This is a genomic window from Geobacter sp. OR-1 (genome assembly GCF_000813145.1).
Classification (GTDB): Bacteria; Desulfobacterota; Desulfuromonadia; order Geobacterales; family DSM-12255; genus Geoanaerobacter.
In genome coordinates this window covers 229,789-244,743 of the sequence record NZ_BAZF01000005.1, presented here as the reverse complement: position 1 = coordinate 244,743, position 14,955 = coordinate 229,789, and the positions used below count along the sequence as shown (strand labels likewise).

Sequence of the window (14,955 nt, the reverse complement as noted above, 5' to 3'; positions counted from 1 at the left end):
TGCTCTGTTCTGTTAGCTCTAACATGCTAATTCATGAGCATGGTCATGAACGAATTTTCTGAAACATCTCATCCTCTTGTTGATACCCATTGCCACCTTGATGATCCCCGCCTGTCCGGTCGTCTTGATAAGCTCTTCTCAGATGCCGGAAAAGCCGGAATATCCCGATACATTGTACCTGGAGTTGATCCTGAAAACTGGGGACGGATTGAGAAGATAGCGTCAGGATATCGTGCTGTTTTCACTGCTTTCGGAGTTCACCCATTTTTCGCGGCCAAATGGTCTAGTACAGTCAGAGACGAGTTGACAACATTGCTGCCAAAGGCGGTGGCAATTGGTGAAATTGGGCTTGATTACAGTTGCAAAGAAGTGTCTCGGCACGATCAAATCAACGCATTTCGTCAGCAACTACAGGTCGCAGTGTCCGCCCGGCTGCCGGTCTTGATCCATTGCCGCGGCGCGTTCAAGGATATGCTCGATATTCTGCGCGAAGAGAGTGTCTCAGCGGTTGGCGGGATCATGCATGCATTTTCCGGCAGCCCTGAAGTGGCCATGGAATGTATTCGTCATGGCTTGCTCATATCCATTGCCGGACCTGTGACGTATTCTAATGCCGTGCATCCGGTCAAGCTGGTGGAGCGCTTACCTCTATCGCACCTGGTGCTGGAAACCGACGCTCCGGACATGACACCGGAGCTTTATAAAGGGGTTGACAACGAACCGGCCTTTTTACCCGTAATTGCGGCTGCAGTGGCTAAGATCAAGGGGATTAGTTACGATGAACTGGCGGACATAACAACTAACAACGCGAACAAGATCTTTGGGGTCAAAACGTGATAATCATATCTGAGAGGTGTTAGGTGGCATTGAATCGGTTTTCGAGAAACGAACTTTTATTGGGTTCTGCCGGTCAGCAGGCATTGAGCCAGGCATCTGTTGCAGTCATCGGTTTGGGTGGTGTAGGCAGTTACGCTGCTGAAGCACTATGCCGGGCAGGAGTTGGGCATCTCACGATTGTTGATTTCGATGATATCTGTCTGACCAATGTAAATCGCCAGCTTCATGCCTTGGACGGCACTGTCGGGTTGCCGAAGGTTAATGTGATGGCGCAACGACTCAGCTTGATAAACCCTGACGCAGAGGTGATGCCCTTAAAGGATTTTTATTCGGAGGAGAACAGCAATTATCTTTTTTCACGTAAGTTTGATTATGTGGTGGATGCAATCGACCATTTTACCAGCAAGGTTCATCTTATCCTGGCCTGCTTGAATCATGGAATCCCGGTAGTCTCCAGCATGGGCGCCGCTAACAAGCTTGATCCCGGAAGAATCAAGGTCGCTGATATTTCGGGTACTCACACATGTCGAATGGCTCGTTCGCTACGCAAACTCCTCAAGAAAGAGGGGGTCAGCAACGGATTTAAGGTGGTCTTCTCAACCGAAGAGTTCAGACCTCTTGAAGGGCAGAATTCCGGCTGCAAAGAGGACTGTATCTGCCCCAATAGGGGTTCTCAGCAATTCTATTGCGAGCATCGCCGTGTGATTCTCGGCAGTATCTCATACATACCCGGGATATTCGGTTTGACCATGGCAGGTGTTGTGATTAATGATCTCCTCGCATCAAACCAAAATGATTGAACGCCGATTGACTGCCATTAGTTAGCCGATATACTTTTATTATCATTATAAAACAAGACAGATAATAGAAGGAGGCTTATATGGGCAAAGAGTATACGCTGCAAGAGGCATTGAGGCTGGCTGTACAGGCAGAGAAAGACAGTATGGATTTTTATCGCCGTGCAGTTTCTGTAACAAATAACGAACGGGCGAAGAAGGTTTTTGAACTTCTTGCCAACGAAGAGGTTGGCCATCTTAAGGCTTTTTTTGAACACTACAAGGGGGGAGAATTTGGCGATCTCAAGACATTTATTGATTCGCCTCCCAATAAGAAAGGAGCCACAATAATGGCTCTGGAGAAGGCAATAGACGAAAAAACCCACGAACAAAAGGCTCTTGAAATAGCCATGAAGGAGGAGAAAGCGACGATTGAGCAATATACCATTCTTGCTCAGGATATCGTAGATCCGCTAGTAAAGAAGGTTTTCGATCAGGTAGTAAAGGAGACACAGAACCATTATGACATGATTGAAGACGAGTACATGCATATCATGGGAATGGTCGATAAATCAGAGCAGGATACTTATGTCCGAGAATGAATTGTGACAAATAAATGCTGAAATATCATTTGGTTAAACAAAAGCGGCCGAGATTCTCGGCCGCTTTTGTTTGTGTGTATATGTATTGAGAGGTGCTATCCAATGTACTGGTTGTAGTATGTCTTGACCTTTGCCAGATATGCCCTTGTTTCCTGGGGTAAGGAGACCGTCCCTTTTTTGTCAACATTTCCCGGTCCCCAATTGTATGCAGCCAGCGCTGAATCGAGATTCCCGTGGTATCGGTTGATCATGTCCTTCAAAAAACGTGTCCCGGCCATGATGTTCTGTTCGGGATTAAAGGAGTCACTTACTCCCAAACCTTTTGCCGTTGCGGGCATCAACTGCATAAGGCCCTGCGCACCTGCTTGTGAAACGGCAGATTGCTTGAAATTACTTTCAACCTTGATAACAGCCTTGATAAGTGCCTCATCAACCCCGTATTTTTGCGAGGCCCTGCTTATTATCTCATGAACGGTGTCATTTGATTGTGAGGGTGTGATCTCTACGGGATTTGTCCTGATCTGGGTTGCTGGGATATTTGATTTGCTGTCGGCATTTTGACGCTTGGAGATGAAGTCGGATGCGGTAACTTTGACAGGAAACCCAATAGAGCTGGGAACAAGCCCGAGCGTTTCATCTCCAAGTGAAATGGCGCTTTTCATCATTTGAATTTTCAGCAGTTCTGCCGTTGCCATGGCTACCGCAGCAGGATCGGGGTCAACTTGGGAATTTAGCTTATGAGCTGCAGTGGCGATTGCTTGGGAAAATGTTTCTGATACCGCTCCGCTATTGGTTGAGGTGCTTGTTGGAGGGTAGGTCAGTGATGAAAACTGGTTGGAATTGATCTGATTTATAGACATGTTGAATGAGATGCAGTTGGCATGCCATTCGGGTAGGCGGAACACTTCGTAACTCAGTTCATGCAATAAGATTTGAACCGGGAATTGACAGCTTTTTCTTTTTAAGCTTTTCAATAAGCGTGGTTCTTTTAAGATTTAATAGGATAGCAGCTTCCTTTTTATTGCCAGATGTTTTCTCCAGGGCCTGAAGAATGAGTTGATTTTCAAACTCCTCCACTGCACTGTTCAGGCAAAAACCGTTGTCCGGCAGCGTAACTGAATCCTGCTGCACTGACGCCTTACGCCCTCGATATTTTTCCGGGAGGTCATTAGCGGTTATTGTACCGCTTCCTTTTAGGATAACCATCCTTTCGATTAGGTTTTCAAGCTCACGAACATTACCAGGCCAGTCATAATTTTTTAGCAGGTTAAGGGCGGCGGTGTCGATTCCTTTAACTTTCTGGTGCCTGTTGGTGCTGAATCGCTCAAGAAAAGAGTTAACCAGAAGAGGAATATCTCCTTTACGTTCACGAAGTGGAGGAAGAACAATGGGAATGACTGATATCCGATAAAAAAGATCTTCCCTGAACTCCTTGGTCGTGACAAGCTTTTCGAGATTTTGGTTCGTGGCAGCAATAATTCTGACGTCCACTTTTTTTGTAGTTGTTGACCCGACCGGTTCAAGTTCCCTGTTTTGTAGAACTCGCAGAAGTTTTACCTGGAGGCTTGGTTTCATGTCGCCAATTTCGTCAAGAAACAGAGTCCCTTTGTCGGCCATCTCAAATCTGCCGATACGGGTTGCAATTGCACCGGTAAATGACCCTTTTACATGCCCGAACAGTTCGCTTTCGAGGAGTTCATCGGGTATTGCCGCACAGTTAACGGGTACGAAATTCTTTTGCCGCCGGTTGCTCAAGTCATGAATTGCCCTTGCCACGAGTTCCTTGCCGGTTCCTGACTCACCTTGCAAAAGAACGGTAGAGTCTGAGCTTGCAACTTTCTCGATCAATTCAAACAAGGCCAGCATTTTGTCGCTCTCGCCAATAATATTGTTGAGAAGGATTCTATTCTTGATGCAGGGTTTTGTTCTGAAACTTTGATTTTGAAGAGAATGGTGTTCAAGTCCTCGCCGTACATGGGTTTCCAACTCTTCAAGGTTAAAAGGTTTTTCGAGATAGAAAAATGCTCCTGCCTTCAGGAGATTCGCTGTCATTTCTGAGTTTGCAAAGGCACTGTACGCAATGGTTACGATTTCGGGTCGCATTGCCTTCAGCTTTTTAATAAATTCAATCCCATTAACTCTAGGCATCATAAGGTCTGTGATAACCAAGTTAACATCGTTCATTTCAATCTTCTCAAGAGCATCTTGACCGTCAGATGCTTGAAACACCTGATATCCTTTATAGCTCAGAAATGCGGCCACAAAATCCCGTGTTTTTTTGTCATCATCAGCAATCAGAATTTTGGTGTTTTCCATGGCTTCCTCATCCCGGCAATTAAAGTTTAAGGGTTTACGAGCCGAAAAGTTTTTATATCCTGGCGTACTATAGCACATACAAGTGGAAAGTCAATAAAATGACTTGCCGCTTATAGTGAGGGAAATGGAGGCTATTGGCCGAGATCAAGCAATACTGGTTGGTGGGTATATCTATTGAATTGTCAAAAGAGTGGCATTTGGCGCAAAAAGAAATATCCAACTTAGATTGCCGACAGGCTGATGATCAGGTAATAGATATATAATACGGATATTGAAAGGGGACGTTCGCAATGGGAAATGCATTGACTATTCATAGAGATCAATCAAATAAAGAGGATGTTTCCGGCGAGCTTATTCAGTTAGTCAGCTTCAAACTAGATGAGGAAGAGTATGGAGTTGATGTCTTAAAAGTTAGAGAAATTATTAGGATGCCAAGCATAACAAGGGTCCCGAACACTCCCCACTATGTAGAAGGAGTCATAAATTTACGTGGTAAAGTTATTCCCATAATGTCTATCAGGAGAAGATTTGGTTTAAGTGAGGTTGAAAATGATAAAAGCACCAGGATCATGGTGATGGATGTCGATGGAGAGCTGATGGGTTTTATAGTTGATTCCGTCTCCGAGGTAATCCGAATTGCCCAGCACGAAATTCAGCCTCCTCCTCCGGTTGCGACAAGCGGTATCGATCAGGAGTGTATGTCCGGTGTCATCAATCAGCCAGAGCGGCTTCTGATTCTATTGGATTTGGAGAAAATGTCTTCAAAAGAAGACCGAAAGATGTTGAGTAATCTTTCAATATAAGCATTTGCCTTATGTCAGGACGTTGTCAGTCTGTTGAGATATTTAATATTTCAAGTGAGGGTATCCAATGCCATTAGAAATTGAAGATCAAGAATTGCTTGAAGGTTTTCTCACCGAGACCACTGAGCTTCTGGAAAAACTCGATGATGACCTTGTGACACTGGAAAAAAGTTCTGGTGATCCTGATCTTCTTAACCGGATTTTCCGCTCTATTCATACTGTGAAGGGAGCGTCCAGTTTTCTTGGATTCGAACTGCTGGTAAAGGTGACACATAAGACTGAGGATGTGTTAAATCGCCTGCGGAAGGGAGAACTGACAGTAACACCGGAGATAATGGATGTCATTCTTGAGGCTGTAGACCTTGTCAAAGTATTGGTGAACGACATCAAAAGTGGCGATATCCTTGAGAGGGAAATTGACGGGACCATCGAAAAATTGATTCCACTTCTGTCAACATCGGTTGTGGAAACGCCACCGGCAGGACCAGCATCGCCAGAAGGCTCTACTGACGCAAATAAACCAGTTAATGCGAAAGGAAAGAAAAAGAAGAGCGAAAAGGTAGAACCGGTGCCATCAGTTACCGAGGTTGACGTTTCGGATGTTGCCGTTTCTGCAGAGTCTCAACTTGTTCCCCCTCAGCTTGCAACACAGTCTCCGGTAAAGGAGACCATTCCTCCGGCCGTGCCTGCAAAACAACCTGCAAAGGCGATAGAGTCAAAAGGCGGGGAAGACCTTTCAGATAATACTACTGTTAGGGTCGACGTGAAGAGGCTCGATGATCTGATGAATCAGGTTGGCGAACTTGTTTTGGAACGTAACCGCATGATCCAGTTGAATAGTAACTATCAGGGCGAGATATCTCTAGATAGCTTTCCCGAGGACTTCAGCAAACTTACCAAGAGGCTGAATTTTGTCACCTCAGAGCTGCAGATGCAGGTGCTCAAAATGAGGATGATCCCTGTTGAAAAGGTCTTCAAAAAGTTTCCTCGAATTGTCAGGAATCTGGCCAGAGATCTTGGTAAGGAGGTTGATCTTCAACTGATGGGGGAAGAGACTGAACTTGACCGGTCTGTTGTTGATGAAATTGGCGATCCTCTCATTCATTTAATCCGCAATGCCATGGATCATGGTCTGGAAACCCCTGAAGAGCGTTTGGCTTCCGGCAAGCCGAGGTGTGGGAACTTGTTGCTGGCTGCGGCACATGAAGGGAACCAGATTATCATAAGCATTAAGGACGATGGGAAAGGGTTGGACCCTGAAAAGATAGGTAGAAAAGCGCTTGAGAAGGGCTTAATAACCGAGGAACAGCTTGCGGGTATGATGACGCGTGAAATATTGGATCTCATATTTCTGCCCGGTTTCTCAACCAAAGAGAAAGCATCAGATCTTTCTGGTCGTGGCGTGGGGATGGATGTTGTTAGGACAAACATCAAGAAACTCAATGGAATTATTGACATTAAAAGCGAATTGGGTAAAGGCTCTGAATTTATTCTGAAACTTCCACTCACACTTGCAATCATTCAGTCACTTCTTGTTGAAGTTGAAGGAGAAATTTATTCAATTCCCCTGTCTGCTGTTCTTGAAACTCTGAGGGTTGAGCAGAAAGAGTTTCACAGTATTGGTGGCAAGGAGATGTTGAAGCTTAGAGAAATTGTTTTGCCGCTGGTTCGTTTGGAGAGAGTCTTCAGTGTTAAGCGCAAGGGAGAGGGTGACGGTTCCTGTTACGTTGTTGTTGTCGGAGTTGGAGAAAAGCGTGTTGGTTTAATTGTTACACGACTGCTGGGACAACAGGAAGTTGCGATAAAATCTCTGGGTAAGTATTTAGCGAATCTTACCGGGATTGCCGGATCAACCATTCTGGGTGACGGGAGTGTGGCGTTAATTGTTGATCCGGTCAGCCTTGTAGAGGGCAACGAAGCAGGTAGCCCGGGAAGGTAATTGCTCTTAGGAAATTTGGGGCAGAATTAATACGAATGTGAGAAAGGGTTACCGTGAAACTAGCGGATAAAGATTTCGAACTTTTCAGGGATTATATATATAACCTCTGCGGAATATATTTCCATACAAGTAAAAAATACTTTTTAGAGAGTCGCCTTGCGCGCAGATTGGAAGATTGCGGCATTAAAACCCATGCCGATTACTATAAGCTGCTGAAAAGTATTCCAGGTGGGTCACAGGAGCTGAAAAAGTTACTCGATGAGATAACAACGAATGAAACATGTTTTTTCCGCAATCTGCCGCAATTGAACGCCCTAGAGAACAAGCTTCTTCCCGAAGTCGTAGAAACAAAAGGCAAGATTGGTTTTAGAAAACTCAGAATATGGAGTGCCGCATCTTCTTCGGGTGAGGAAGCTTATACTATGGCTATGATCCTGCTCGAAAAAAGGGGCTCGCTATTAAAGGACTGGATTATCGAGATTATCGGTACCGATATTAACGAGACTGTGCTGGGTCAAGCCAGGGAGGGCGTTTACAATAGTTATTCCGTAAGAAACACCCCGGATTTCTATCTGAAAAAATATTTCAAACAGGAGAGCGCCGATAAATTTATTTTGTCTCCCGATGTAAAGAAGCTGGTGACTTTCAACCATCTGAATCTTTATGACGATACTAAAATGATATTTATGAAGAGCTTCGATTTTATCTTTTGCGCAAATGTTCTTATATATTTCGACACTGCATCAAAGTCAAAGGTCGTCCAGCACTTTTACAATAACCTTCAACCTTACGGGTATTTTTTCGTTGGCCAATCCGAATCTTTGCATGGGGTCAATGATAATTTCAAAACGGTTCATTTCCCTGGCGGTTTTGCGTACAAAAAGTGAGAGGCAATAAATGGATAATAATGTGAAACTTCAAAAAGCTAAGGAAATGGTTGACAAAATAAATGATCTGCCAACCATTCCCATTGTAGCTACAAAAGTGCTTGAACTTCTTGACAAGCCCGACTGTGAGCTTGATGAAGTGGCTGACATGATACTTACCGACCAGGTGCTTGCTGCAAGGGTCATCAAGATTGTAAACTCGCCGCTTTATCGCTCAGCACACGAAATCAAGTCAGTAAAGAGGGCTTTAGTGTTTCTGGGCTTCAGGCATATACGCGAGCTTGCTCTAACGTGTTCGTTTATTGAAGCCTTTCAGGGCAAAGACGGTGCGTTTGACGTGATGACCTTTTGGGAGCATTCATTTGGCGTTGGTATTGTTGCCAAAATCATAGCACAGCGCGCAAGATACATGGATACGGAGAAGGCCTACCTCGCGGGGATCATTCATGATATCGGGGAAGTCTTTCTTAGCTATTATTATAAAAAGGAATTCCTGCAAATTCTCGAGGATATAAAAGGAGAGCCATATAAGTTAGTGGATGCAGAACAGAGATTTTGGGGAACTGATCACAGCTACATAGGGTATGCCATTGCGCAGAAATGGAATTTCCCAAATGAGTATGGAGAAGTGATTGCTTATCATCACAGGCCCAGCGAGGCTGTTTTAGATCCGACGCTTGTGGCCATAGTAAATCTTGCCGATCTCTTCTGTTCAGTGAGACAACTAAACTATGGCGGCAGAGAATGGGTTAGCTTCAATCTTGCAGATGAGCCTGCATGGGAACTTCTAAAGCAGTTTGCTCCCCATATAGCAAAGTTGGATATTGAGCGATTTTGTTATGAGCTTGACGACAGGGTTCCGGAAGTTCAGGACTTGGTCAAGTCTATCTTTGAAGGAATGATAATGGAGTAGCCTCACATGAATTTTTTGACACAGTCGAAAAAAACTAAGGGTATTGATCGTCGATGACTCTTCATTTATGCGCATGGCGATACGAGGAATCCTGGCGCATGATCCTAATATTGAAGTTGTCGGCGTGGCATCTGATGGGATTGAAGGCGTTGAAAAAGCATTGAGCTTAAAACCGGATCTTGTGACGATGGATGTTGAAATGCCTCGAATGGATGGTATTTCTGCCTTGAAAGAGATCATGAAGAAAGCCCCTACCCGGGTATTGATGGTTTCAACCCTTACCAATGAAGGTGCAAAAGCCACATTTGAGGCACTCGAGGCCGGAGCTATAGACTACATTCCCAAAAATGTAACAGATTCATCAGACGCTCAGAAGGTTTTTAAGGATGAATTACTTCGTAGGGTAAAAGAGTCTGCAATATCGATCTTTGCCAACAGGGTGGCTGCACCGTCAAGAGTTCTGGTTTCTCCGGCAATGAAGGTGGCTAGTTCGAGGTTTGCAAATCGCAAAATAAGTTGTGTTGGCATCGGAGCCTCAACCGGCGGCCCTGTTGCATTGCAAGAAGTGTTGTCCCGAGTGCCGGTAAACTTTCCATTCGGCATCATGGTTGCCATTCATATGCCAAAAGCTTTTACAGGCCCTTACGCCGAGCGTTTGAATTCTAAATGCTCTCTTAATATTAAGGAGGCGGTCGATGGGGATGTCCTCAAGCCAGGACAAGCACTCATTGCTCCGGGTGGAAGGCATAGCCTGCTTGTACGTCAAGCCGGAGGCATGGCTGTCAAGACTGTGCCCACAAGTGACTATCCGAAGCATCTGTATATACCTTCAGTTGATTTGATGTTAACTTCGCTTGCTGATGTGAGCAACGGTGCAATGCTTGGCGTTGTCCTGACCGGCATGGGAAATGATGGCTTTAAGGGGATGCAGCATCTAAAGTCAAAGGGTGGGGTAACATTGGTTCAGGATGAAGCGACATCGACAATTTACGGAATGCCTAAGGCATGTGTCGATGGCGGTGTTGCGGATGAAGTGCTCCCACTCGGCGAAATTGGTTTTGAGATCGGCCGCATAGCCGGTTAGGTTATCTCGACGTTGAAATAATGAGACCGTCAGCGCTTTTCCACGCCTTGCTGAAAGAATAACCCCGACGTTTGAGAAAAAACATCAGTACTGGCGCTGCCAGTATTGAGCAGTCCTCTATTTTAAATACTAATTTGCTTTGACTGCTTTCATGTCTATAAGTTGTGTCTAATAAATCGACTAGTTCCGCGATCGTGACGGTTCTGATACAGTTGCAATGACTTTTAAGCCCGGTTGTGGCATATAAAAAAGGTCCGGTTCTTTTCCTGTAAACATTTCTGCCTACCAGCAAAGTTACGGTAATCAACGAACGCAATTCAGCCCAATTCCCCATTCTTAAGTTATGTGCTCCCTGTTCATGAGAGAATTACACCTAAACCTTCAGGCAACGCAGAATTCCGCCCAGTTTGAAAATAACTTTAATCGCCTTTTTGTTCAAGGGCGGATCGTTGATAGCGATCTGGAACGAAGAATTATCAGGTTAGGAAAACTATTTGCCACCTTTGTATCTTCTTGCCGGGCGCCCTGCTGGGATGAACATTTGGTGGTAACCAACGAAATTAGCCGTATCACAGAAACCTATCTGGAATTTTCGGTTATCAGACAGGCATTATTGCGTCTTGTGAAATTATCAATTCGGGGAACAGTTGATCCCCCTCCAATACTCTTCAAATCTAACGGATGGCTAGAATTTCTTGATATGTTTCGCGCAAGGAATAAAAATGTAAATCCGGCATTACTTGTTGATAGTCTTACACGGAACCAAGCGGAACGAATAAGTTTCTTGTTTTCTTTGTTTCTCCCGGAACAATTCGGGGGATCGTTCGGCCGGTATCCAGGCCAAATGCATTTTCTCGACAGTTGGGTGAGAAGTCAAGATTACAGTTGCCGACCTAACATTACCTGTCTGGATGCAGCTTGCGGCAGCGGAGAAGGGAGCTATGAACTGGCAGCTTTACTGCAAAAATGTGGGGTTGAAGCGTCAAGAATAAGCATATCTGGCGTTACAATAAGCCCGTTGGAGGTTTTTGCTGCAGCCCATGCATATTTCCCGCATGATAGTCAACGGGAAGCCCAGTATCGGAGATATATAAGGTCGATTGCCCAGTCAGGCAGTTGGGCCAGAATAAATTTCATGACGGGAGATCTTAAGAGCTGGGAGCCATGTGAAAAATATCAGATAATTATATGTAACGGGATAATAGGCGGCCCTCTACTACATGACAATAAAGATATTGAGGAGGTTTTGGGGCGCCTTGTGACAAGTATGCATAATGGCGGAATATTGCTTGCCGCAGACCGTTTTCATGACGGATGGAAAAGAAAATTTCCCGCTCAAGAATTGGAAGGATTGCTTAGGAAATACGGTCTTGAGATAATGCCGATTAGTGAAGGCGTTGCTGGAGTCAGCAGGTGAATCAGAGCTGTACCAACATCCCCCCCCAGGAAAGTCCGCCTCCGAATCCCATGATTAATACACGATGGCCAGACTTGATAACTCCACTTCGGCGGTTTTCATCAAGGGCCAGGCCAACGGAAGCCGCTGCGGTATTGCCGTAACGATTCAAGTTCAGCAGGAATTTTTCTTTCGGAATTCCAGTCTTTTTTGAAATGAAATCGATTATTCTAACATTGGCTTGGTGAGGAATGATGTAGTCGAGCTCATCGGGGCTGATGCCGGCCTTTTCAGTAACCTCTTCGATAATTTTAGGGATAACTTCAGTGGCAAAAATAAAGACTTTTTTCCCCTCCATTTTGAAGGTTGTCTCTTTATTGGCGATAGTTTCAGCAGTGACAGGCTTGCGGGAGCCAGAAGACGGGACCTGTATCAGTTCCCAACCGTTACCATCACTTTTGATAAGGCTTGAAAGTATCCCTTTGCGTTCTTTTGAGGCTCCGAGTAACAGGGCACTTGCGCCGTCTCCGAAGAGAGGGGATGTGCTTTTGTCCTGGAAGTCCAATATCTTGGAATAGGTGTCAGCACCAATAACAAGTATAGTGTTATATTTGCCGGATTTTATGAAATTATCCGCAGTTTCCACTGCGAAAACAAAGCTGCTGCATACTGCATTCATGTCGAATGCAGCTGCATTTTTTGCCCCGATATTTTTCTGGACCATGCATGCGGTTGCGGGCAAGCACATGTCTGGTGTCGAAGTGCCGACTATGATGCAGTCGATATCGAGAGGGCTGATCCCCGCATTTTCAATAGCCTTAAGGGCAGCAGCAGTGGCAAAATCAGACGTGGATTCATTTTCGGAAGCAAAACGCCGCTCTCCGATCCCGGTGCGCGAAAGAATCCATTCATCAGCATCTTCGACAAGATAGGAGAAATGATTGTTGGCAACAACTTTGTCAGGAAGTGCTCCACCGGTGCCAAGCAGATGTGCATATTGCATAGACTGTCCTTATAGCGTCCCCTCAATCAGAAAAAGCAGCCGGGGGGGTAATCGTCTTCATGAAAAAAATCGATTTGTTATCTCAAAAAAAACACTGTTTGTCAAAATAATAAAATAAGCAATGCAGTGCCCTATCCATATTGACAGATTATTTTTTTGCAGCGTCTACTGCCCCGAAAATCCAGAGGCAGAAGAACGCTGATAACAACCAACGCGCTGGAGAGCTTTTGGTTTTAAGGGTGTCAAGAATTGCGTCGATATCGGTTACGCCTGCGGCTTTGCTGGCAATTAGCTGCCCCGCGCTTTGCAGAACAATGAACAGGGCTGCCAGGAGAAAAACATTCACCAGGCTAATAATTATGATCCCTTTTAATTTTTCACCCTTATATAGTTGGCCGAGACCGGGAAGAACTAATGCCGAGAGCAAGAGAGCCTTGAAATTCATTATGGATCCTTTCAAAATGAGATACTATGAGGCTGGAATACCGGGTATGGGGCTGACATGAAAATTCCAATCAAAACTATTGTCATGCAACAAAACTATAAAAAGATCCTGGAGAAGGCAAATGAAAAACAAGGTACTGTACGTCTGCCATAACTGCGGTTACCAATCTCCAAAGTGGATGGGAAAGTGTCCTGACTGTAATACCTGGAACAGCATTCACGAAGAGTTGGTCTCAAAATCAAAAATTCCATTTGAATTGGCTGGTGCGGAGACATTGCCGCTTCCGATAAGCGAAGTGTCCGTTTCGGCAGAGCACCGGTTGTCTACTTGCATTGAAGAGTTTGATCGGGTTCTTGGCGGAGGGTTGGTGGGGGGATCGCTGGTATTGATCGGCGGAGATCCCGGAATAGGCAAGTCAACTCTTCTGCTGCAGGTAATGAACAATCTTGCTAAAAGAGACGAGCCGGTGCTGTATGTATCCGGAGAGGAGTCCGCTCAGCAGATAAGACTTCGCGGCAGTCGTATGGGGGTTGACCAAAAACAGTTGTATCTCCTCGCGGAGACGTCCCTTGAAAAGATCCTTGCTCAAGTAGGCCGACTGAATCCGAAGGCACTGGTTGTTGATTCGATACAGACTGTGTTTACGGGCGGCATCGAGTCTGCGCCTGGGAGCGTGAGCCAGGTTAGGGAAACTGCCGGGCGGCTCATGCTATATGCAAAGGGGAGCGGAGTGCCGGTGTTCCTGGTGGGGCATGTAACAAAAGATGGAGCAATTGCCGGTCCCAGAGTGCTTGAGCATATCGTCGATACTGTCTTATATTTTGAAGGTGATTCCGGGCATCCTTATCGAATCCTCAGGGCAGTAAAGAACCGTTTTGGGTCAACCAATGAAATTGGTGTCTTTGAGATGAAAGATAGTGGTCTTCAAGAGGTTCAAAATCCTTCGGAATTATTCCTGTCCGAACGGCCAATAGGTGTTTCCGGTTCGCTTGTCACTGCGGCACTGGAAGGGACCAGACCTCTGCTGGTAGAACTTCAGGCGCTTGTGAGCCCCTCATCATTTGGAACGCCACGCAGGACGACAATCGGGGTTGACCACAACAGAATTGCCCTTCTCGTGGCTGTGCTTGAGAAAAAAGTCGGTTTATCTCTCTCCGGACACGACATCTTTCTTAATGTTGCTGGCGGCGTAAGGATAAATGAGCCTGCTGCTGATCTCGGCATGGCCTTGGCTGTGGCATCGAGCCATCTCGATAGGGTTATTGATCCGCAAACTCTTGTTCTTGGCGAAATTGGTCTTGCCGGAGAAGTTAGGGCTATTACTCAGCCTAATCAACGAATCAGGGAAGCTGCTAAACTCGGCTTTACCCGCTGTATTTTCCCGGCGGGGAGCAGAAAACATGTTAACGTCCCGGGTGTGGAATTGATTGGAGTGCGTACGCTTGAAGAGGCTTTGGAGCGGCTGTTTTAGGGGGAGAGGTTGAATTATTTCTTTACTTGGCATCGGCATTAACATAATATTATTCATTTCAAAATGTTGATGCAGCATGAGGTGATATTATGGAACCGGGGAAAATAGAATTCTTTCGGAGCATGCTTCTCGAGGAGATGAGGGTATTATTGGAGGATGCCGGCAAAACAGTTTCAGAAATGACGGCAGATACCACTAATTTCCCTGACCCCAATGATCGTGCTACACAGGAGTCGGATAGAAATTTCGAATTGCGAATTAGGGATAGGGAGCGGAAACTGATCAATAAAATCAAGGAAGCCCTTGAGCGCATTGAAGAAGGCTCCTTCGGAATCTGTGAAATGTGTGAGGAAGAGATTGGTGAGGCGAGACTCAAGGCAAGGCCGGTAACCACTCTTTGTATAGATTGCAAGATGGAACAGGAACGTAAAGAAAAACTCCCTTAAATATTGCCAAGCTTTTCAACTTTCCGAAATTAATGAG

General features: G+C 45.4%; 15 protein-coding genes. 11 read left to right on the top strand and 4 right to left on the bottom strand.

Features of this window, described 5'->3' with window-relative positions; all coding sequences use genetic code 11:
* The first annotated feature begins 33 nt into the window (after positions 1-33).
* The 3 genes from OR1_RS07490 (at position 34) to OR1_RS07480 (ending at position 2,215) form a co-directional block, all read left to right on the top strand.
* Complete coding sequence (locus OR1_RS07490; RefSeq protein WP_237754251.1) at positions 34-837, top strand: TatD family hydrolase; 804 nt, start codon at positions 34-36, stop codon at positions 835-837.
* Between the two features lie 23 nt (positions 838-860).
* Positions 861-1,637, top strand: a complete 777-nt coding sequence (locus OR1_RS07485) for a ThiF family adenylyltransferase (protein WP_041971013.1) — start codon at positions 861-863, stop codon at positions 1,635-1,637.
* Between the two features lie 80 nt (positions 1,638-1,717).
* On the top strand, positions 1,718-2,215 hold the full coding sequence (locus OR1_RS07480) for a ferritin family protein (protein WP_041971012.1): 498 nt from the start codon (positions 1,718-1,720) through the stop codon (positions 2,213-2,215).
* A gap of 95 nt (positions 2,216-2,310) precedes the next feature.
* Here the strand turns inward: OR1_RS07480 and OR1_RS07475 are convergent, their stop codons facing one another.
* Together OR1_RS07475 and OR1_RS07470 are read right to left on the bottom strand one after the other, a co-directional pair.
* On the bottom strand, positions 2,311-3,075 hold the full coding sequence (locus OR1_RS07475) for a lytic transglycosylase domain-containing protein (protein WP_041971065.1): 765 nt from the start codon (positions 3,073-3,075) through the stop codon (positions 2,311-2,313).
* Positions 3,076-3,133: 58 nt separating this feature from the next.
* Positions 3,134-4,531, bottom strand: coding sequence for a sigma-54 dependent transcriptional regulator (locus OR1_RS07470; protein WP_041971011.1), 1,398 nt, complete (start codon positions 4,529-4,531; stop codon positions 3,134-3,136).
* Positions 4,532-4,821: 290 nt separating this feature from the next.
* Between OR1_RS07470 and OR1_RS07465 the strand changes: the two genes are divergently transcribed.
* The 6 genes from OR1_RS07465 to OR1_RS07440 all read left to right on the top strand — a co-directional run bounded on the left by OR1_RS07465 (position 4,822) and on the right by OR1_RS07440 (position 11,574).
* Positions 4,822-5,334, top strand: coding sequence for a chemotaxis protein CheW (locus OR1_RS07465; RefSeq protein WP_041971009.1), 513 nt, complete (start codon positions 4,822-4,824; stop codon positions 5,332-5,334).
* Between the two features lie 67 nt (positions 5,335-5,401).
* Entirely contained in the window at positions 5,402-7,273 is a 1,872-nt protein-coding gene (locus OR1_RS07460; protein ID WP_041971008.1) for a chemotaxis protein CheA, read from the top strand.
* A gap of 53 nt (positions 7,274-7,326) precedes the next feature.
* Positions 7,327-8,160 (top strand): protein-glutamate O-methyltransferase CheR, encoded by an 834-nt coding sequence (locus OR1_RS07455; RefSeq protein ID WP_041971006.1) that lies wholly within the window; start codon positions 7,327-7,329, stop codon positions 8,158-8,160.
* Positions 8,161-8,170: 10 nt separating this feature from the next.
* Positions 8,171-9,073 (top strand): HDOD domain-containing protein, encoded by a 903-nt coding sequence (locus OR1_RS07450; protein WP_041971004.1) that lies wholly within the window; start codon positions 8,171-8,173, stop codon positions 9,071-9,073.
* 67 nt (positions 9,074-9,140) lie between these two features.
* The gene (locus OR1_RS07445) at positions 9,141-10,157 is read left to right on the top strand and encodes a chemotaxis response regulator protein-glutamate methylesterase (protein WP_041971003.1); all 1,017 of its coding nucleotides are present in this window, start codon (positions 9,141-9,143) and stop codon (positions 10,155-10,157) included.
* Between the two features lie 358 nt (positions 10,158-10,515).
* Positions 10,516-11,574 carry a CheR family methyltransferase gene (locus tag OR1_RS07440; RefSeq protein WP_160295224.1) on the top strand — a complete coding sequence of 353 codons (1,059 nt, stop codon included), beginning with the start codon at positions 10,516-10,518 and terminating at the stop codon, positions 11,572-11,574.
* A gap of 1 nt (position 11,575) precedes the next feature.
* On the opposite strand, the gene OR1_RS07435 is transcribed toward OR1_RS07440, so the two are convergent.
* Together OR1_RS07435 and OR1_RS07430 are read right to left on the bottom strand one after the other, a co-directional pair.
* Positions 11,576-12,556, bottom strand: a complete 981-nt coding sequence (locus tag OR1_RS07435) for a beta-ketoacyl-ACP synthase III (protein WP_041971002.1) — start codon at positions 12,554-12,556, stop codon at positions 11,576-11,578.
* A 148-nt stretch (positions 12,557-12,704) separates the two neighbouring features.
* Positions 12,705-13,001 carry a hypothetical protein gene (locus OR1_RS07430; RefSeq protein WP_041971001.1) on the bottom strand — a complete coding sequence of 99 codons (297 nt, stop codon included), beginning with the start codon at positions 12,999-13,001 and terminating at the stop codon, positions 12,705-12,707.
* A 121-nt stretch (positions 13,002-13,122) separates the two neighbouring features.
* On the opposite strand from OR1_RS07430, the gene radA reads away from it, so the two are divergent.
* Both radA and dksA read left to right on the top strand, forming a co-directional pair.
* On the top strand, positions 13,123-14,472 hold the full coding sequence (radA, locus tag OR1_RS07425) for a DNA repair protein RadA (RefSeq protein WP_041971000.1): 1,350 nt from the start codon (positions 13,123-13,125) through the stop codon (positions 14,470-14,472).
* Between the two features lie 89 nt (positions 14,473-14,561).
* Positions 14,562-14,918, top strand: coding sequence for an RNA polymerase-binding protein DksA (gene dksA / locus OR1_RS07420; protein ID WP_041970999.1), 357 nt, complete (start codon positions 14,562-14,564; stop codon positions 14,916-14,918).
* The last annotated feature ends 37 nt before the right edge of the window (positions 14,919-14,955 follow it).